This is a genomic window from Pseudomonas putida, from assembly GCF_026625125.1.
Taxonomy (GTDB): domain Bacteria; phylum Pseudomonadota; class Gammaproteobacteria; order Pseudomonadales; family Pseudomonadaceae; genus Aquipseudomonas; species Aquipseudomonas putida_X.
In genome coordinates, this window is the sequence record NZ_CP113097.1 from 1788632 (window position 1) to 1807316 (window position 18685).

Annotated in this window: 15 protein-coding genes; 6 read left to right on the plus strand and 9 right to left on the minus strand. The window is 64.9% G+C overall.

What is annotated here, in order from left to right:
• Nucleotides 1-134: 134 nt before the first annotated feature.
• From OSW16_RS08180 to OSW16_RS08200, 5 genes are all read left to right on the plus strand, one after another.
• The gene (locus OSW16_RS08180; RefSeq protein WP_267822169.1) at nt 135-1175 is read left to right on the plus strand and encodes a WD40/YVTN/BNR-like repeat-containing protein; all 1041 of its coding nucleotides are present in this window, start codon (nt 135-137) and stop codon (nt 1173-1175) included.
• Nucleotides 1172-3568 (plus strand): efflux RND transporter permease subunit, encoded by a 2397-nt coding sequence (locus OSW16_RS08185; protein WP_418942049.1) that lies wholly within the window; start codon nt 1172-1174, stop codon nt 3566-3568. The genes OSW16_RS08180 and OSW16_RS08185 overlap by 4 nt, the downstream gene beginning before the upstream one ends.
• Nucleotides 3569-3715: 147 nt before the next feature.
• Nucleotides 3716-4009 carry a DUF5629 family protein gene (locus OSW16_RS08190; protein ID WP_267822171.1) on the plus strand — a complete coding sequence of 98 codons (294 nt, stop codon included), beginning with the start codon at nt 3716-3718 and terminating at the stop codon, nt 4007-4009.
• Entirely contained in the window at nt 3975-5105 is a 1131-nt protein-coding gene (locus OSW16_RS08195; RefSeq protein WP_267822173.1) for a lactonase family protein, read from the plus strand. The genes OSW16_RS08190 and OSW16_RS08195 overlap by 35 nt, the downstream gene beginning before the upstream one ends.
• A 123-nt stretch (nt 5106-5228) precedes the next feature.
• Nucleotides 5229-5408, plus strand: coding sequence for a hypothetical protein (locus OSW16_RS08200; RefSeq protein WP_267822175.1), 180 nt, complete (start codon nt 5229-5231; stop codon nt 5406-5408).
• Nucleotides 5409-5441: 33 nt separating this feature from the next.
• Here OSW16_RS08200 and OSW16_RS08205 read toward each other — a convergent pair whose 3' ends face one another.
• Genes OSW16_RS08205 through OSW16_RS08215 form a run of 3 tightly spaced genes read right to left on the minus strand, consistent with a single transcriptional unit; the run spans nt 5442 to nt 10911 of the window.
• Entirely contained in the window at nt 5442-6035 is a 594-nt protein-coding gene (locus OSW16_RS08205) for a glutathione S-transferase (RefSeq protein ID WP_267822177.1), read from the minus strand.
• Nucleotides 6032-9676, minus strand: coding sequence for an AAA family ATPase (locus OSW16_RS08210; RefSeq protein WP_267822179.1), 3645 nt, complete (start codon nt 9674-9676; stop codon nt 6032-6034). Before OSW16_RS08210 ends, OSW16_RS08205 begins: the two co-directional genes overlap by 4 nt.
• Nucleotides 9673-10911: an exonuclease SbcCD subunit D C-terminal domain-containing protein gene (locus OSW16_RS08215; RefSeq protein ID WP_267822181.1), complete on the minus strand. Its 1239-nt coding sequence runs from the start codon at nt 10909-10911 to the stop codon at nt 9673-9675. Before OSW16_RS08215 ends, OSW16_RS08210 begins: the two co-directional genes overlap by 4 nt.
• Nucleotides 10912-11221: 310 nt before the next feature.
• Here OSW16_RS08215 and OSW16_RS08220 point away from each other — a divergent pair, with 310 nt between their 5' ends.
• Nucleotides 11222-11653 carry a DUF2628 domain-containing protein gene (locus OSW16_RS08220; protein WP_241803095.1) on the plus strand — a complete coding sequence of 144 codons (432 nt, stop codon included), beginning with the start codon at nt 11222-11224 and terminating at the stop codon, nt 11651-11653.
• 109 nt (nt 11654-11762) lie between these two features.
• Here OSW16_RS08220 and OSW16_RS08225 read toward each other — a convergent pair whose 3' ends face one another.
• From OSW16_RS08225 to OSW16_RS08250, 6 genes are read right to left on the minus strand one after another with little or no spacing between them, the layout of a single operon-like run.
• Entirely contained in the window at nt 11763-13388 is a 1626-nt protein-coding gene (locus OSW16_RS08225; protein ID WP_267822183.1) for a BatD family protein, read from the minus strand.
• Nucleotides 13385-15103, minus strand: a complete 1719-nt coding sequence (locus OSW16_RS08230; RefSeq protein WP_267822185.1) for a tetratricopeptide repeat protein — start codon at nt 15101-15103, stop codon at nt 13385-13387. Before OSW16_RS08230 ends, OSW16_RS08225 begins: the two co-directional genes overlap by 4 nt.
• On the minus strand, nt 15100-16176 hold the full coding sequence (locus tag OSW16_RS08235; RefSeq protein WP_267822187.1) for a vWA domain-containing protein: 1077 nt from the start codon (nt 16174-16176) through the stop codon (nt 15100-15102). Before OSW16_RS08235 ends, OSW16_RS08230 begins: the two co-directional genes overlap by 4 nt.
• Nucleotides 16169-16663 (minus strand): DUF4381 domain-containing protein, encoded by a 495-nt coding sequence (locus tag OSW16_RS08240; protein WP_241803099.1) that lies wholly within the window; start codon nt 16661-16663, stop codon nt 16169-16171. Before OSW16_RS08240 ends, OSW16_RS08235 begins: the two co-directional genes overlap by 8 nt.
• A 13-nt stretch (nt 16664-16676) precedes the next feature.
• Entirely contained in the window at nt 16677-17621 is a 945-nt protein-coding gene (locus OSW16_RS08245) for a DUF58 domain-containing protein (protein ID WP_241803100.1), read from the minus strand.
• A gap of 4 nt (nt 17622-17625) precedes the next feature.
• Nucleotides 17626-18585: an AAA family ATPase gene (locus OSW16_RS08250; protein ID WP_039601915.1), complete on the minus strand. Its 960-nt coding sequence runs from the start codon at nt 18583-18585 to the stop codon at nt 17626-17628.
• Between the last annotated feature and the right edge of the window lie 100 nt (nt 18586-18685).

The following is an 18685-nucleotide window of genomic DNA, read 5'->3' on the forward strand; positions in this document are numbered from 1 at the left end:
ATAACGTCCCGCTCGTTGTGTTCCCGCAATCATCCCCGCTACGATGGCCCGAAGCTATTGCAGGCCTCTACTACAGGGTTTTCGCAGTACCTGCAAGGCACAGACCCACCAAGAACAACAAACAGGGGATGGTCATGAGGGAGCGGGTGATGACGCATGCCAGGCGCAGTGCCTGGCCGTTGGCGGCCAGCGCAATGCTGGCGCTGGCACTGGCGATGTGGGCGGGGAGCACGCAGGCCGCCGCTGCCCAGGAGTATTCCACCGAATCGGCAAAGGCCAGCCAGAGCCTGCTGATCGACGCCGCTCATGCTGGCAAGCGCCTGGTGGTGGTGGGCGATCGCGGCCACATTCTGTTCTCCGATGACCAGGGCAAGACCTGGACCCAAGCGCGGGTGCCTACGCGGCAATTGCTCACCGCAGTGTTCTTCATCGACGACAAGCGTGGCTGGGCAGTCGGGCACGACGCGCAGATTCTCGCCAGCAACGACGGCGGTGCGACCTGGAGCAAGCAGTTCGAAGACCTTGCCCGTGAAGCCCCGCTGCTCGATGCCACTTTCCTCGATGCCCAGCACGGCTTTGCCGTAGGCGCCTACGGTGCATTGCTGGAAACCCGCGACGGCGGCCAGCACTGGCAGGACGTCGCCGAGCGCCTGGACAACCCCGACCAGATGCACCTCAACGGTATTGCCCAGATCAGGGATGCCGGCCTGTTCATCGTCGGCGAGCAGGGCAGCATGTTCCGCTCCAGTGACAGCGGGCAGAGCTGGAGCAAGGTCGACGGGCCCTACGAGGGCTCGCTGTTCGGCGTGATCGGCACCGCCCAGCCGCAGACGTTGTTGGCCTATGGCCTGCGCGGCAACCTGTTCCGCTCCACGGACTTCGGCGACAGCTGGCAGCCGATCGAACTCAAGGCTGCACGCGGCAACCTCGAATTCGGCCTGGCCAGCGCTACGCTTCTGGATGATGGCAGCCTGGTATTGGTCGGTAATGGCGGCAGCGTGCTGCGCAGTATCGATGACGGGAAGCGCTTCACGGTCTACAACCGCGCCGACCGTATCGCTTTGGCCGGCGTCAGCGGCCTGGCCAATGGTGGCTTGCTGCTGGTAGGGCAGGGTGGTGTCCACCTGGCCACCGCTGAAGGAGCCGACCAGGCAGCCCAGGAGCCTCGCCCATGACCAGTCGAGAGAGCATCATGCACCCCCACCACCAGGACAAGCCCACGCTGCTGGAACGCCTGATTTTCAACAACCGCCCGGTGGTCATCGCCCTGTGCGTGCTGGTGAGCATCTTCCTGTTCTGGCAGGCCTCGCAGATCCGCCCCTCGACCAGCTTCGAGAAGATGATCCCGCTCGAACACCCGTTCATCGAGCAGATGATGGCGCACCGCAACGACCTGGCCAACCTCGGCAACACCGTGCGCATTTCGGTCGAGGCGGTCAACGGCGACATTTTCGACAAGGACTACATGGAGACCCTGCGCCAGATCCATGACGAGGTGTTCTACATCCCCGGCGTCGACCGTGCGGGCCTCAAGTCGTTGTGGAGCCCCAGCGTGCGCTGGAGTGAAGTCACCGAGGAGGGGTTCTCCGGCGGTGAAGTCATCCCCAATACCTACGACGGTTCGCAGGACAGCCTCGACTCACTGCGCGACAACGTGCTCAAGTCCGGCCAGGTCGGGCGCCTGGTGGGCAACAACTTCAAGTCCAGCATCGTCGATGTACCTTTGCTGGAAAGCTACCCCGATCCGCAAGACCCCGGTAAGCAGGTCAAGCTGGACTACCAGCAGTTCTCGCATCTGCTCGAGGAGAAAATCCGCGACAAGTTCCAGGCACAGAACCCCAATGTGAAGGTGCACATCGTCGGCTTCGCCAAAAAGGTCGGTGACCTGATCGACGGCCTGGTAATGGTGGCGATGTTCTTTGGTGTCGCCCTGGTCATCACCTGGGTCTTGCTCTACTGGTTCACCTGGTGCATCCGCAGCACCATCGCCGTGCTGATCACCACCTTGGTGGCAGTGGTCTGGCAATTGGGCCTGATGCATGTGGTGGGCTTTGGCCTGGACCCTTACTCGATGCTGGTGCCATTCCTGATCTTCGCCATCGGCATTTCCCATGGGGTGCAGAAGATCAACGGCATCGCCCTGCAGTCCAGTGACGCCGAGAATGCCCTGACCGCCGCCCGGCGCACCTTCCGCCAGCTGTTCCTGCCCGGGATGATCGCCATTCTCGCCGACGCCGTGGGCTTCATTACCCTGCTGATCATCGACATCGGCGTGATCCGCGAACTTGCCATCGGTGCGTCGATCGGCGTGGCGGTCATCGTCTTCACCAACCTGATCCTGCTGCCGGTCGCGATTTCCTATATCGGCATCAGCAAAAAGGCCATCGAGCGCAGCAAGAAGGACGCCACCCGTGAGCACCCGTTCTGGCGCCTGCTGTCGAATTTCGCCAGTGCCAAGGTGGCGCCGGTGTCCATTGCCCTGGCCCTGGTCGCCTTCGCTGGCGGCTTGTGGTACAGCCAGAACCTGAAAATCGGCGATCTCGACCAGGGCGCGCCGGAGCTGCGCCCGGACTCGCGCTACAACCAGGACAACAACTTCATCATCAGCAACTACTCCACCAGCTCCGATGTGTTGGTGGTGATGGTCAAGACGCCCGCCGAAAGCTGCTCGATCCACTCGACCATGGCACCGATCGACGAGCTGATGTGGACCATGGAAAACACCCCCGGCGTGCAGTCGGCGATCTCCCTGGTGACGGTGTCCAAGCAGGTGATCAAGGGCATGAACGAGGGCAGCCTGAAATGGGAAACCTTGTCGCGCAACCCTGACATCCTCAACAATTCCATCGCCCGCGCCGACGGCCTGTACAACGCCGACTGCTCGCTGGCACCGGTGCTGGTGTTCCTCAACGACCACAAGGCCGAAACCCTCGAGCGGGTCACCAGCGCTGCCAAGGCGTTTGCCGAAAGCCACGACAAGGACGGCTTGCAGTTCCTGCTGGCGGCGGGCAACGCCGGGATCGAGGCCGCGACCAACGAGGTGATCAAGTCGGCCGAGCTGACCATCCTGATCCTGGTGTACATCTGCGTGGCGGTGATGTGCCTGATCACCTTCCGCTCCTTTGCTGCCACTTTGTGCATCGTCCTGCCGCTGGTGCTGACCTCGGTGCTGGGCAATGCGCTGATGGCATTCATGGGGATCGGCGTGAAGGTCGCCACCTTGCCCGTGGTGGCGCTGGGCGTGGGTATCGGTGTCGACTACGGCATCTACATCTACAGCCGTCTGGAAAGCTTCCTGCGTGCCGGCCTACCGCTGCAGGAGGCCTATTACCAGACCCTGCGCTCGACCGGCAAGGCGGTGCTGTTCACCGGCCTGTGCCTGGCCATCGGCGTGTGCACCTGGATCTTCTCGGCCATCAAGTTCCAGGCCGACATGGGGCTGATGCTGACCTTCATGCTGCTGTGGAACATGTTCGGTGCGCTGTGGCTGCTGCCGGCGCTGGCGCGGTTCCTGATCAAGCCCGAGAAGATGGCAGGCAAGCAGGGCGGTTCGATCTTCGCCCATTGAGTGCAGGGGCCGCTTTGCGGCCCATCGCTGGCAAGCCATCCCCACAAGGCCTGTGGAAGCTGGCTTGCCGGCGATCACCTGTGAAGCCGGTGCCATGCAACGCAGGGTCAAGGTTATAATGCCGGCTCACTTGCAATGGGTACCCCCATGTCCTCCCTCACCACCGCCCTCGCATCCTGCGACATGCTACTGATCGACGGCCTCCACGCCTTCGACTTCACCCTCGATGCAACAGGCCTGACGGTCGAATGCATGGACGGCCGCCAACACCGTCGCTGGACCTTCACTGCCGAACAGGTCGCCGCCGCCATCGGTGCCGGTGACGAGTGGCAACTGCACGATGCCCAGGGTGAGCATCGTCTAGTCTGTATGAGTGCCTTTCGCGCCCCGGATGAAGAAGAACACCATGAACCGGACTTGGACGAGCCTGCTGACCGCTAGCCTCATGACCCTGACTTTCACTACCCAGGCTGCCACGCTGCTGGTGGGCAGTTACACCGATGGCGCCAGCCAAGGTATCTACCGCTACCTGTTCGACAGCAAGACTGGCCGTATCGACCCCACGCCGCAGCAGGTGGTCAAGAGCGTCAGCCCGTCGTGGCTGGTACTCTCGGCCGACCAGCGGCAACTGTTCACGGTCAACGAAACGCCGCAGGGCCATGCCAGCAGTTTCAGTGTGAACGGCAACGGCGAGATCAAGCCGCTCAACCAGGTGGCCAGCGGTGGCGATGAACCGACTCACGCCAGCCTGAGCCGCGACCAGCGTTACCTGTTCGTTGCCAACTATGCTGTCGCCCCCGACCCGGGCGGCAGCCTGGTGGTGATCCCGGTGGCCAAGGACGGCAAGCTCAAGGAGGTGGTGCAACAAGCCCGGCACAAGGCCAGCGGCGTCAACCCCGAGCGCCAGGCCGGTGCCCATGTGCACGCCGTGGTGCTGTCGCCCGATGGCAGCCACCTGTATGCCAGCGACCTGGGCGCGGACAAGGTGTTCATCTACCGCTACGACGGCGCCAGCGTCGACCGGCCCCTGAGCGCTGCGATACCGGCGTCCGTCGAGTTGCCGCCCGGCAGCGGCCCGCGTCATCTGTTGTTCGATGCCAAGGGGCGGCATGCCTACCTGACACTGGAAATGAGCGCCGAAGTGGTCGTGTTCGATGTCGACGACGCTGCGCTGCACGAACGCCAGCGCCTGCCGCTGACCGAGCAGAAAGACGCTGCGGCCAAGGCGGCGGGCGGACTGCACCTGTCGGCAGACGGGCGCTTCCTGTATGTCAGCAACCGTGGCACAGCCAACGAGATCGTGGTTTTCAGCGTGGGCAAAGAGGACGGCCAGTTGGCCTTTTTGCAGCGCCGTTCGGTAGAGGGCGACCACCCACGGGAGTTCGCGCTGGACCCAAGCGAAAACTTCCTGCTGGTGGCCAACCAGAAGAGCAACCAGATCGTGGTCATCCGCCGCGACCCGCGTACTGGCAAGCTCGGTGAAACCGTGCAGACCTTGCCACAGGACGCGCCTTCGGACCTGAAGTTTATCGATTGACTATCGATGGACGTGATAATCCCTACCACCGCAATGAATTTCTGTGGCGGACCTCAGCGGCGTAAGTTTGACCCAAGGCCCAGACGGGCCAACGTCAAACCACCGAAGTCGAGGTCAGCCCAGATGAACTTCAATCTTTTCCCGGTCATCGCCGCATCCGCCCGTTCCGCCTCAGTCGTGCTGCCGGCGCATGCCCAGGCTGATACCCGCAACAAGGTAACCGCCACCCACAGCTATACCGAGCAGTACCTGCGCCAGAGCGCCCATTTTCATGCGGCCTTGAGCGCTAAACCCAACCATTGAGCCCTGCGCGAACCGCGACAGGCGCCGGCCAACTCACTTGGCCATCACCGCCTTGAACAGTTCAGACGCCAGCCACCTCTCCAGCCAGCTCCGCACACGCGGATAAGCCGCCTCGGCGAACCACTGCGGTTCGACCCCGGCAAACTGGCGCATCAGGGGCAACAGCGCGGCGTCGACCAGGCTTGCATGGCTGGCCAGCAGGTAGGGCCGGCCCTCTAGCAACTGTTCAAGCTCGGCCAGCCAGGCCTCGGCCTGCTGGCGGTAGTGTTCGCGCGTGTGCTCGGGGTATCGCTCGGCATATTTGTACAGGTTGACCTGCGCTTTGAACTCGCTGTCGTTGCGGGCAATAAGCCGTTCAGCCTGTCGCGCGGCGGCAGGGTCGGCTTGCAACCGCCAGTCCTGCGGGTCATTGCGCTCGAGCGCCCAGCGCATGATGTCCAGGCTTTCCTCCAGCACGCCTTCACCGGTATCGAGCACCGGTACCGTCCCCTTGGGTGACAGAGCCAGCAACGCGGCCGGCTTGTTCTTCATCGCCACTTCGTGGATGTGCACCTCGCACCCGGCATAGTGCAGGGCCAGGCGCGCTCGCATGGCCCAAGGGCAGCGGCGGAAGGAGAAAAGAATCACCCGCACACCTCGACATCACTCAGGCCATTGCCCTGGCGACGCACCTGGATCTGCACCGGAATACGCTCGTGCATCTCTTGTACGTGGGAAATGACCGCGACCTTGCGCCCCTGCGCCTGCAGACCGTCGAGGGCGTCCATGGCCAACTGCAGCGACTCCGGGTCGAGGCTGCCGAACCCCTCGTCGATGAACAGCGACTCGATACGCAGGGTGCTCGAGGCCATTGACGCCAGGCCCAGGGCAAGCGCCAGCGAGACCAGGAAGGTTTCACCGCCAGACAAGGAGTGCACGGAGCGCAGTTCGTCGCCCATTTCGGTGTCCAGCACCAGCAACCCCAGGGCGCTGCCGCCACGTTTCAGGCGGTAGCGCCGCGCCAGTTGGCGCAACTGGGCGTTGGCATGGTGCAGCAGCAGGTCGAGGTTGTAGCCCTGGGCGATCTTGCGGAACACATCGCCAGAGGCCGAGCCGATCAGCGCATTCAGGCGTGCCCAGCGTTGCCACTGTTGGTGGGCCTGTTCGATTTCGCAGGCAAGGGCCTGGTACGCCTGCTGGCGACGCTGGTCGTCAGCCTGCTGCGCGCGCAACTCGGCGCATTGCTGTTCCTGAGCGGCCAGTTGCTCGGCAAGGCCGGCCAGTGCTTGCTCGAGGTCTTCGCCATGCAGGCCACCCTGTGCCTGAGCGGCGTGCTGCTGCAGGCGCTGTTCACGCTCCTGGAGCAGCACGCGGCCTTGCTCGATGGCGTTTTCTGCTGCCTGTAGCTGTTGGCGCAGGGTGCTGAGCTGGTTATCGTCCATGGCCAGCAGGCGGTCCAGCCCGCTGTCATCCAGTTCGGGATGGTCGCTGCGCCATTGCGCGATTGCGTGCTGAAGCTGCTGGCACTCCTGCTCCAGCGCCTGCTGGCGCTGGGTATTGGCCTTCAACTCCGCGGCCAGTTGCACGCCCTGGTTGCGCAGCGCCTGCAGGCGCTCTGCGGTTTCGGCATCGAGGGCGCGGGCCTGTTCCAGCTGCGCTTCGAGGTGGTGTTGCCAAGCTTCGGCGCTGCTATGGTCGCCGAGCAGCGTGGCCAGCTCCGCCTGGGCCTGCAGGCGCTGCGCTTGGAGGGCGTCGAGGGTGTGCTGCAGGTGTTGCTGAGCCTGCAGGCGCGTCTGCTGCTGGTCGCGTAGCTTGTCCAGTTGCAGTTGACGCGCGTGCTGCTCGTCCTGCTCGTCCTTGCGCTGCTCCAGCTGTTGCAGGCGCTGCGCGATCTGCTGGTCGAGGCTGAGGAAGGCATTGGCCGGATCATCACTCAAGGCCTTCAGCACATCAGCCGGCAGCACATTGGCCAAGTCATCGAGGCCTTGTTGCAGATGCTGTTCATCGTTGGCCAGGGCTTGGTGCTGTTGCTCCAGGTGGCGCTGGGCCTCTTGCTGCGCCTGCTGCGCGGCCTGCAATTGCTGGGTGAGGCGGGCGGCGTCTTTTTGCAGGGCGAGCAGGGCGCTTTGACGCTTCTCGTCCTTTTTGATCTCATCGTCCAGGCGCTGCAGCTGGCTGTCCAGCCACGCGGTACGGGCCTTGTCGTCCTGTGGCGCCAGGGCAGGCCAGAGGGGGTGCGACTGTACCTGTGCAACCAGCGGCTGCAACTGTTCGCCCAGCTGCGCCTGTTGCTGTTGATGGTCCTTGAGCTGGGCGTTGACCACGCCAAGCTGCGTGCGCAGCTCCACCAGTTTGCCGTTGAGCGTTTCGACGTGCTTTTGCGCAGCATCCACTTCGGCCTGGTCATGTCGGCCCAGGCTCTGCAGCAGAGCCTCAGGCTGGTGGAACGGGTGTTCAGCGCTGCCACAGACCGGGCACGGTTCGCCGTCGCGCAGTTGGCCGCGCAGTTCTTCGACGCTGGTATTGCGTGCCAGGCGCTGACGCTCCAGCAACTGGCGTGTGAGGTTGAGCGCCTGCTCGGCCGCTTCCAGCTCCGCCTTGGCTGCGGTGCCTTCACCGATCAGCTGTTGGCGTTGCAGCATGGCCTGCTGGTGACGTTCACGCAGCCCCTCCAGTTGACTGCGCAGCTCCTGCTCGCGGCCATGCAGGCGCGACAGTTCTTCGACCGCCCGCTGCTGTTTGCGATTGTCCTGCAGCATGTTGCCGAGCAGGTCGATCTGCTCAGCCAGCGCCTGCGGCTCGGCTTTGGCTTCGCGGAACAACAGCTCGAACGCGTCATGCTGGGCCTGCCACTGCGCGTTGGCCTCGCTGGCGCGCGCCTGCAGGCCAGGCAGCTCCTCACGGCCCTTGCTCAGGCGCCCGCCAATCACCATGACTTGCTTGAGTTGTGGCAGGTAGGCCTGCCAGGCATTGGCCAGGCCGGCCAGGTGCTGGCTGTCTGCCAAGGCCGCGTCGATCTGCGCCAGCTGTTGCAGGCTGCGCTGCTGGTGTTCATCCAGTTGCTGCAACTGTTGCTGGCCTTCGGCGACGTGCAGGTCGGCCTGTTCCCTGGCGGTGCGTTGCGCCTCCAGCTCAGTGTCGAGGCGCGCCAGGCTGTCCTGGCCGGCAAATGCCTGGCGCAGGCGCGGGGCACTTTCGCTGTGCTTCGCCTGGCTGTCGGCCAGTGCCTGGCGCGTGGCTACCAGCGCCTGCTCCAGCGCCTGGGTGTGCCCCTGCAGCTCAGCTTGCAGCTGTTGTTGCTCGGCAATCTGCGCCGCCAACGGCGTCAGTTGTGCGGTCAGTACTTGCTGGCGATGGAACTGGTGCCGTTGCGGTGCCAGGCGTTCCAGGCGCTGCAGGTCGAGGCGTTGCTCGGCCATGGCTTGCCAATTCTGCTCGGCAGCGTGCAGGGCGGCGCCGGCTTCGCTGAGTTGCGTCTGCAACAGGCGTTGCTCGTTGAGCCAGGTACGTTGTTGCTCCAGTTGGCGCTGGCGGGCTTGCTCGGCCTTGAAGTGTTGCTGCGCCTGCTCCAGACGCGTGTCCAGCTCGATTCGGGCTTCGGCGGCCATCGGCAGCAGGTGGCTGGCACGGTCTTTCAGCGCGTTGTGCGCCTCGCCGGCTTCGCGGGCCTTGCTGAAGGCACGCTGGCCCAGGCGCGTGTAGATCGCGGTGTTGGTGAGTTTTTCCAGCAGCTCGCTGCGTTCTTTGTCGTCGGCCTTGAGAAAGGCGCCGAATTCACTCTGGGCCAGCATCACGGCACGGGTGAACTGCTCGAAGTTGAGCCCCAGACGGGTTTCGATCAGTTGCTTGTATTCGTTCTTGCCACTGCCCAGCACCTGCTCACTGTCCAGGTCATAGAGGCTCTGACGGCTGGACTGCAGCTTGCCATTGGCCTTGTCACGGGCACGGTTGGCTTCCCAGCGCGCGCGGTAACGGTGGCCGTCGATGCCGACGAAATCGACCTCGGCAAAGCCGCTGCCGGTGCCGCGGCGCAGCAGGTTGCGCGGGTCCGAGGTAGGGATTTCGCCATCGGCATCTGGCACCTTGGCTTCGCGGCCAATGTCATTGAGCCGCGGCACAGTGCCGAACAGCGCCAGGCACAGAGCGTCGAGCAAGGTGCTCTTGCCGGCACCGGTAGGCCCGGTGATGGCGAACAGGCCTGCGCTGGCCAGGGGTTCGGCGGTGAAGTCGATGTCGACCGGGCCGGCCAGGGATGCCAGGTTCTTCAGGCGGATGGCGAGAATCTTCATGGCTGTTCCTCTTCCAGCTGGACGTCCTGCAGCAGCAGGGCGAAGTCGGCCAGGGCCTGCTCGTCGGCCGGGTTGCCGTAAGCCTGTTCCCAGGCGCGGCTGAACAAGTCCTGCGGGGTCATCTGCGACAGTTCGACGAACTCAAGCTCGCTTTCTTCGTCGTTACCACGGCCGGCATATTCGGCGCTGATGCGGATCAGCCGCACCGCCTTGCCGTGCAGGGCGCTTTCGATCTGCTGGCGCAGGTCTGGCTGCGGCTCGTCCAGCAGCACGCGCACTTCGAGCCACGGCTGGCGGTTGGGGTCGTCGAGCAGGTCGATCACCGGCAGTTCGGCAAGCTGCTCCAGCAGTTCGCCCAAGGGCGCAGGGCCGATGCGCTGCAGGGCCACGGCGCGCGGCACCGGGCGCGGCTCGACGCTGACCAGCTCGGCGCCGTCGAGCTCGACTTCCAGCACCTGGTGCGGGTAGTTGATTTCGGCGAACGACAGTGGGATCGGCGAGCCGCTGTAGCGGATGCGGGTTTCGCGGTTGACCTTCTGCGGCTTGTGCAGGTGGCCCAGGGCAACGTAGCTGATGGCCTTGTCGAACAGTTTGGCCGGAAGGGCTTCGGCGTTACCGATGATCAGGCTGCGCTCGGAGTCTTCGGACACCGCGCCACCGGCCATGTGCGCGTGGCTGATGGCGATCAGCGCCTGGTCCTTCTTGCGTTTTTTCTGCGCGGCCGCGATCAATTGCTGGTGCACCTGGTTGATGCCCTGCAGGTAGTCGTCACCCAACTGCGGGCCGGTGACTTCGGCTGGACGCAAAAAAGGCAGCGCCAGGCACCAGGCTGCGACCTTGCCGCGGCCGTTGGTCAGCGGGATCAGCAGGCGTTCGGCGTCCAGCTGGCCCTCATCCAGCCAGTGCACGCGCCCTAGCGCGTGGGTGCGCAGACGCCGCATGAGCGCGGCGGGTAGCTCGATGCGCGAGCCGGAGTCATGGTTGCCGGCGATCATCACGATGTCCAGCTTCGGCTGTTGCTCGTGGGCTTGGACGATGAAGTCGTATAGCCGCTCCTGAGCTTTGACCGGCGGGTTGACCGTGTCGAAGATGTCGCCGGCGATCAGCAGCGCGTCGGGCTGGCGCAAGCGCAGCTGGCCGAGCAGCCAGTCGAGGAAGCAGGCGTGTTCGAAGTCGCGTTCCTGGCCGTGCAGGCTTTGGCCCAGGTGCCAGTCGGAGGTGTGAAACAGACGCATGGATGACCTGTTGGATTGGGACATGAAGGCTTCGGTGCTTGGCGTCATGACAGCGCCAAGGTGGCCTTCGAAGGAGGGCGGTATGGTAACTCAAGTGGCTTGGCGATTGTCTGGAGCCTGGCCGTGTTCGGTGCATTCAAAGGGCGGGGCAGTGCGCTACAAGGGCAATCCATTATGCGAACGGGTCGACATAGTGGCCATCTGCTTGCTTGATGCCAGCCATCGCCGATGCTCTAATCCCTTACCCCGGCCGCGGCGCGTGCAGTGCTGCGGGTGTGGGCTACCGGATCCCATCTGAAAAGGAATTTTTATGCAAAGCACGCCACAAATCCAGGCCGACTACGCCAACCTCAAGCCTAAATGGCAGGAGCGGTTCGCCTTCTTCGATCAGCACGGCGGCCCACGTGAAGCGACCTACAAAGCGGCGTTCCGCGCTTTGCCGTTTCGCAAGAAACTGTTGATCAACAACAATTTCCTCGGATTCTTCTTTGGCCCGATCTACTGGTTCGTCCTGGGCATGTGGAAGAAGAACCTGGTCATGCTGGCCATCATCATTGGCGTCGGGCTGCTTGAAGGTGTTTACGAGGCTGCCACGGGTAATGCAGTGCCTCGGGCGCTGGATCAAGGCTTCAGTGTGGCCTTTGCCGTGTTGTACGGCATGTTGACCAATTACGCTTATTACCTGAAACAGACCAAAGGCGAGCAGGGCTGGAACCCGTTTCAGGGTCACCGCTTCATCTGATCGCTCAGGGTTGTCGCAGAGCGGGAGCAGTCAGGATCGCATCCTGGTTTGGACGGGCTTGTCTGACGTGCGCTACAGCACGCTAGACGGGCCCGCGCCCCTCTCCCAATCACTTCGGATAAAGCGGTGGCAAGCCCCCTGGCTCCCCAGACGGCAGTAACACGTGTTCTGCCGGTGGAATCGTCCCTATCGCCCGCCACAGATCCTCTCCCTGCCAATATTGGCCGCTCTCGCTATACAACGCCCCGTTCAAACCATCCAAAGCATCCGACAGCGGCACGAACCGCGCCGCCATCTCCGCCAGGGTCTCTGGCTGTTGCCGCGCCCAGGCATCGAGCGCCTGGCGGGTGGCCTGTGGGTCGTTGGCCTGGCAGGCGCGCTTGAGGTCGTCCAGCAGGGTGCGTGGGCTGGGGCCAGTCTGGGCGGCCCGCAGCACGGCCGGTTGCGAGCGGGCGCGCCACCACAGGGTGAAGCCCAGTAGCGTGGTCAGGGCGAACACCAGGGTGGCGAGCTGCCAGGGCCACAGCCGGCTGCTGCCCGTGCTGGCATCACCGACCGGGCTCTCGGCGCTCAGGGCCGGGTTGTCCTGCACGTTAAGGGTGCGCGCAGGCAAGCTGGAATGCTCCAGGTGGTCTTCGCGGGTGTTCCACCAGGTGACTTCCAGTGCCGGCAGCGCCAGCTCGCCACTGTGGGTCGGCACCAGTGCTTCGCGCTCCTCGCGGTTGGCGGTCATGCCGCGCTCGCTGATTTCGTTGCGCAGCAGCGGTTGGTCCGGGTAGCGGCGCAGGCCGACGATTTCGGTGGCCGGCAATTGCGGCAGTTGGGTGCTGGACAGCCCCTCGGCGCGCAGGGTGATGCTGCGGGTCAGGGAGTCGCCTATCTGGGTTGGCTGTGTGCCGGGGTCGGGGTTCCAGTGTTCTTCGAGGGCCAGGCTACGGGCTGGCAACCACGGTTCGGCTGCGGGCCAGGCGGCGGGGATAGGGCGAACGTTCAGGCGCAGCGGCAGCGAACTGACCTGTACCTGGCGGCCTGTACGTGCGCTGCCCGCAGGCTGCTGCGCATTATCGGCGGCAGTGGCGGTGAACGTGAGGGGCGCGATGTCCAGGCTGCCGCTCTGCTGCGGATAGAGTGCGTAGCGTGTCTCGATCACCCCGTGGCGTACGCCGTTGATGTCCTTCTCATAGGTACGCGAGTCCCCCAGCGGTTCGACTTTGGCGTTTTCCAGGCGCAGCGGGCTAAGGCTGCTGTCGTCGTACAGCGACACCGAATGGTAGATGCGCAAGGTCAGCACGGCCTGCGCCTGGACATAGACATCACTGGTGTCCAGGGTAGCCTCGATGAACACCTGGGACGCGCTGTCCGGGCGGTCGGCATCCGCTTGCACCACCTGCAGGTCGATGGCCTGGCTGCGCGATTGCCCCAGTTGCAGCTCAGGGATACGCAAGCTGCCGCTGCGCCGCGGCAGCAGGGTAATGATCCAGCGAGTGCTGGCCCGGGTCTCGCCATCGAGGGTGTGCAGGCTGTTCAGTTGACGCGTGCCGCGTACTTCGAAGTCGCCGTCCAGGGCGCGCAGGTCGGGCTTGCCGAACTGGGTCACGTCCTGGCTTTCGAGGGTCAGCTCCAAGGTTTCACCGGCCTCCAGGCGGGTGCGGTCGACACTGGCCTGCAGGGTCGGTTCGGCCTGGGCGAGCACGGCCCATATCAGGCTGAGGAGAAAGACGCCAAGGCGACTCATCGTTGGGATTCCTGATGCAATTGCTGTTCGTACCAGAATTTTCGTCGCAGCAGCTGCGCCGGGTTGTCGGGGATCTCCCGCAGCCATTGTTCCAGGGCTTGGCGTTGTTCGGCATCGAGGCTGGTCGATACCGGCCGCTTGGGCGGCTGGGTGATGCTGTCATCGTCGCCCACCTGGTTACCGGGTGCGGCCTGGTTGTTGCCACTGCCTTCAACGGGTTGATCGGTGTTTGTCTGTTCTTCGCTGCCCGGCGAACCCTGGGCGGGGCTGCTCGCCGAGCTGCTGTTGCCCTCGGTCTCGCTGCCCGGCGTGCCTTGGGCATCGTCTTGGGCCGGTTGTTCCTCGGCCTGGCCTTGACGCTGCTGTAACAGTTGCTGGACCAGGGCCTGGTTGTCCAGCGCCGGCTTCAGGTCGGGTTGATGCTCCAGGGCCTGCTCGTAAGCATCCAGGGCGGCTTCCAGCTCACCGCTGCGAGCCAGGGCGTTGCCTCGATTGTAGTGGGCAGCGGCGGTATTGGCTTGGCCGAAGGCGGTGGCGGCAGCGGCATAGTCACCGGCCTGGTACAGCGCCATGCCGCGCCATTGCGGGTCCTGGAAGTGCCGCGCGGCTTCCACCGGGCGGTTTTGTTCAAGCAGGCGTTGGCCTTGCTGATCGGGGCGCAACCACAGGTCATTGAACTCGAACGCCTGGCTCGGCTGCGGCAGGGCCAGCAGCAGCGGCAGGCAGAACAGCCAGCCGCGCCGACCGGCGCAGGCGGCCAGCAGCAACAGGGGTATCAACAGCCAGTAGCCTTGGTCGGCCCAGCTGTCGAGCTGCAGGTTCTGGCCGTCATTGCGCAGGATGCGCGGGTTGTCGTACAGGCCGAGGCCACGCAGGTCGAGGTCGTCGATCCGGGCATGACGGTAGCGTCCTCCGGTGCCGTTGATGAACGCCCTGAGCCCGCCGCTGTCCAGGCGCGGTACCAGAATGCCGCCTTGCTCGTCCTTGAGAAACTCGCCGTTGGCCTGGCGGACCGGCGCCCCTTCGCGGGTACCGATGCCGAGCATCAACAGGCTCGGGCCCTGGCGGCCAAGGGCCTGGACAATGCCCTGGCGTTCCGGGTCGCTCAATGCCGAACCGATCAGCAACAGGCGGCCTTCGCCCAGGCCGCTTTGCGCCAGCAGGGCCAGGCCCTTCTGCACGGCCAGGTCGGCGCGCTGGCCGGGCTGCGGCATGATCGACGGGTCGATGGCCTCGAGCAGGTTGCGCGTGGTGCTCAGGTCGTCGGACAGCGGCACCAAGGTGTGTGCGCTGCCGGCGTAGACGATCAAGGCCGTCTGGCTGTCGCGACGGTGTTCGAGCAGGTCAAGGACCTTGCGCCGCGCCTGCTGCAGCCGGTTGGGCGGCGTGTCCTGGGCAAGCATCTGCGGGGTCAGCTCCAGCAGGATCACCAGCGGGTCGGCCGGGCGTTGGCGGGTTTCTTCCAGGCGCTGCCAGCTCGGCCCGAGCAGCGCCAGCACCGTCAGTAACCAGGCAAGGCCCAGTGCGACCCAGGGCATTTTGCTGTGGCTGCCGCTGCCGCCACCGAGCAGCACCGGGTGGAAGGCCGGCGGCAGGATCATCTGCCAGCGCCCGGCGCGCCTGCGCCGGTGCCAGAGCTTGAACACCAGCCAGGCGAGCAGCGGTACCACCAGCAGCCAGAGTGGGCGCAACCAGTGCGGCCAGAGGTCGATCATCGCCGCCTCCTCAGGCGCAGCCTTTTGAGGCGCTCACGCCATTGCGGGTGGGGCTGCAGGAAGCGTGGCCGGCGCAGCGCACGCTGCAGCAGGTTGTCTGGCCATTGCACCGCCACCACCAGCAGCACGCTGAGCAGCAAGGCCAGGGCCAGTGGCCAGGCGTACAAAGCAGTTGCCGTGCGGGCCTGGGTTGGCTGCTGGGCGACCGGTTCGAGCTGGTCGAGGGTATCGCCGATCGCATCCAGTTCGGCGCCGTCGTGGGCACGGAAGTAGGCGCCATGGGTCAGGTCGGCGATTTCCTTCAGTGAGGCTTCGTCCAGGTCCAGGCTGGGGTTGAGGCCGAGCAGGCCCGGCGTACCGCTGGCCTCGGGGTTGGCGCCGATGCCGATGGTGTAGATGCGCACGTCTTCCTGGGCGGCCAGGCGGGCAGCGGTCAATGGATGGATCCGCCCGCCGTTGTTGGCACCGTCGGTGATCAGTACCAGCACCCGGCTCTGCGCCGGCCGCTCGCGCAAGCGCTTGACCGCCAGGCCGATGGCGTCGCCGATGGCGGTGTTCTTGCCGGCGATGCCAATCTGCGCTTCGTCGAGGAAGGTGCGTACGGTACGCCGGTCAAAGGTCAGGGGGGCCTGCAGGTACGCCTGGCTGCCGAACAGGATCAGGCCGACGCGGTCGCCTTCGCGGTTTTGCAGGAAATCGCCCATCAGCGCCTTGACCAAGTCGAGGCGGCTGACCTCTTCGCCCTGCCACTGCATATCGGGGAAATCCATGGAGCCGGACACATCCACCGCCACCAGCAGGTCCCGGCCGCTGGCGGCCACCGGTAGCGGTTCGCCCAGCCACTGCGGACGGGCAGCGGCGAGCAGCAGCAACAGCCAGATCAGCGCGAACGGTGCCTGCTGGCGCAAGGTCGGCAGGTTCAGCCGTGCCCGACGCCCGGCCAGGCTTTCGAGTTCGTTGAGAAAGCCTACCTTGAGCACCGGTTCGCCGCTGTCGGCGGCAGGCAGCAGCAGGCGCGCCAGCCTCGGCAGCGGCAGCAGCAGGAAAATCCACGGCCAGGCCAGTTCAAACATGTTTGCGGATCCAGGTTTCGACGGCCTGACTGAGCCCGGCAATGGCCTTGTCGTCAAGCTTGCATTCCGGCTTGTACGCGCCTTCTACCAGCACCATCCAGCGGGTCAGGCCGGCAGCGGGGCAGCGGTTGTCGAGGAACGCCAGCCACTGGCGGCCATTGAGGGTATGGCTGTTGGCGCCAGGGTAGTGGTTGCGGCACAGGCGCTTGAGCAAGGCGTTGATCTGTTGCAGCCAGGCCCCGGCCGGTGCGCCGTCGTAGGGGCGCGGCAGCAGGGCCAGCTCGGCCAGGGCTTCCAGGCGTACCGGGTCCAGCGGTTGCTCGGCACGCACTATCCTGCGCTTGCCGGGGCGCCAGCGGCGCAGCCGCCACAGGCCCCAGGCCAGGAAGGGGAGGACGCCAAGCAGCAGCCACCAGCCAGGTGCCGGTGGCCACAGGCCGATCGCTGAAGGAGGTATCAGCGGTTGCAACTGGTCCAGAGGGTTCATTGGGCGCTGCTCTTCATGAACCGCTCCGTGGGCGCTGTGCATTCAGGTATTCGCGCAGTTGCTCGATCATTTCGCTCTGGGTGCTCAGGGGCATCAGCAGCACGCGCAGCTTCTGGGCCATCAGCTCCCAGCGTTCTATGCGTGCTTCGGCCTGCTGACGGTAGGCCTGGCGCAGGTTGGTGTCCAGGGTGTCGAGCTCCAGGTGCGCGCCGCGCTGGGAGAAACGCAGCAGGCCTGCTGCAGGCAAGGCATGGTCGAGGGGGTCGGACACTGGCATCAGCAGCAGGTCACAATGGCGCGAGAGCATCGCCAGGTGCTGTTCAGCCTGGGGGCTGAGTGAGCGCTCGTCGCAAATGACGATGGCCAGGCTGCCTGGGCGCAGTACTTCACGCGCGCGGCGTAGCGCCAGGCCCAGGCTGTCGGCGTGGGGCGCGGCTTCGGTGTGCAGCGCCTGATTGACCTTCGCCATACGGTTGAGCAGCTGCAGCAGGCTCTGCTTGCTGCGCCGCGGCTTGATTTCGTGGTGCTCATCATCGCCGAACACCAACCCGCCGATGCGGTCGTTGTGGCCCAGCGCCGCCCAACCGAACAGCGCCGCGGCCTGGGCCGCAAGCACTGACTTGAACATCAGCCCCGAGCCGAAGAACAGGCGCTGGCTTTGCTCGACGAGGATGAAGATCGGCCGCTCGCGCTCTTCATGGAACAGCTTGGTATGCGGCTCTTGGGTGCGTGCGGTGACCCGCCAGTCGATGTTGCGTACGTCGTCACCGGCCTGATAGACGCGCACCTGGTCGAAGTCCACGCCGCGCCCGCGCAGCTTGGAGTGGTGCAGGCCGACCAGCGGGCTGCGCTGGCCAGGCCGGGAGAACAACTGGATTTCGCGCACGCGGTGGCGCATGTCGATCAGCTCGGCGAGGCCGATGCGGATGCCGGGTTCGGCCTGCTGAGCGGTGGGCATGGGGTCAGGCAACGGCGACGACGTCAAGGATGCGCTGGACCACGCGATCCTGGTCGACCCCGGCCGCTTCGGCTTCAAAGGACAGGATGATGCGATGGCGCAGCACGTCGAACAGTACGGCCTGGATATCCTCGGGGCTGACGAAGTCGCGCCCGGCCAGCCAGGCATGCGCCCGTGCACAACGATCCAGGGCGATGGAGCCGCGCGGGCTGGCGCCATAGGCGATCCAGTCGGCCAGCTCGGTATCGAACTTGGCCGGTGTGCGCGTGGCCATCACCAGTTGCACCAGGTATTCCTCTACCGCGTCGGCCATGTACAGGCCGAGGATTTCCTTGCGTGCGGCAAAGATGGCCTGCTGGCTGACACGCCGTTCAGGTTTGACTTCGCCTCCCAGCGCTTCACCGCGGGCCTGGGCAAGAATGCGTCGCTCCACTGCCGCATCGGGGAAACCGATCTTCACGTGCATCAGAAAACGGTCGAGCTGGGCCTCCGGCAGCGGGTAGGTGCCTTCCTGCTCGATCGGGTTCTGCGTGGCCATGACCAGAAACAGCGGCGACAGGTCGTACGTACTGCGCCCGACACTGACCTGGCGTTCGGCCATTGCCTCGAGTAACGCCGACTGCACCTTGGCGGGTGCCCGGTTGATTTCGTCGGCCAGCACCAGGTTGTGGAAGATCGGCCCCTGCTGGAAGACGAAACTGCCGGTTTCCGGGCGATAGATTTCAGTGCCCGTGATGTCGGCCGGGAGCAGGTCGGGCGTGAACTGGATGCGATGGAACTGCGCTTCGACACCTTCGGCCAGCTCTTTGATGGCCTTGGTCTTGGCCAGGCCCGGGGCGCCCTCAACCAGCATGTGGCCGTCGGCCAGCAGCACGATCAACAGCCGCTCGACCAGTTTTTCCTGGCCTAGGATCTGGGAGGAAAGAAAGGTGCGTAGCGCGATCAGCGCTTCACGGTGTTCCATCGGCGGCGGTTCCTGGGATTGGGCCAGGGCGGGCGCGTAGCGCGACGGACCTGGCAGGGGTGGATACTTTAATCTATCCGGGGGGTGGCGACCAATTACG

Bases quoted from the DNA above. Each gene is read 5' to 3' on its own strand.
- OSW16_RS08200 (WP_267822175.1), top strand. From the start codon at position 5,229: ATGAACTTCAATCTTTTCCCGGTCATCGCCGCATCCGCCCGTTCCGCC.
- OSW16_RS08220 (WP_241803095.1), top strand. From the start codon at position 11,222: ATGCAAAGCACGCCACAAATCCAGGCCGACTACGCCAACCTCAAGCCT.
- OSW16_RS08190 (WP_267822171.1), top strand. From the start codon at position 3,716: ATGTCCTCCCTCACCACCGCCCTCGCATCCTGCGACATGCTACTGATC.
- OSW16_RS08245 (WP_241803100.1), bottom strand. From the start codon at position 17,621: ATGCCCACCGCTCAGCAGGCCGAACCCGGCATCCGCATCGGCCTCGCC.
- OSW16_RS08250 (WP_039601915.1), bottom strand. From the start codon at position 18,585: ATGGAACACCGTGAAGCGCTGATCGCGCTACGCACCTTTCTTTCCTCC.
- OSW16_RS08180 (WP_267822169.1), top strand. From the start codon at position 135: ATGAGGGAGCGGGTGATGACGCATGCCAGGCGCAGTGCCTGGCCGTTG.
- OSW16_RS08230 (WP_267822185.1), bottom strand. From the start codon at position 15,103: ATGATCGACCTCTGGCCGCACTGGTTGCGCCCACTCTGGCTGCTGGTG.
- OSW16_RS08185 (WP_418942049.1), top strand. From the start codon at position 1,172: ATGACCAGTCGAGAGAGCATCATGCACCCCCACCACCAGGACAAGCCC.
- OSW16_RS08240 (WP_241803099.1), bottom strand. From the start codon at position 16,663: ATGAACCCTCTGGACCAGTTGCAACCGCTGATACCTCCTTCAGCGATC.
- OSW16_RS08215 (WP_267822181.1), bottom strand. From the start codon at position 10,911: ATGCGTCTGTTTCACACCTCCGACTGGCACCTGGGCCAAAGCCTGCAC.
- OSW16_RS08225 (WP_267822183.1), bottom strand. From the start codon at position 13,388: ATGAGTCGCCTTGGCGTCTTTCTCCTCAGCCTGATATGGGCCGTGCTC.
- OSW16_RS08195 (WP_267822173.1), top strand. From the start codon at position 3,975: ATGAACCGGACTTGGACGAGCCTGCTGACCGCTAGCCTCATGACCCTG.
- OSW16_RS08235 (WP_267822187.1), bottom strand. From the start codon at position 16,176: ATGTTTGAACTGGCCTGGCCGTGGATTTTCCTGCTGCTGCCGCTGCCG.
- OSW16_RS08210 (WP_267822179.1), bottom strand. From the start codon at position 9,676: ATGAAGATTCTCGCCATCCGCCTGAAGAACCTGGCATCCCTGGCCGGC.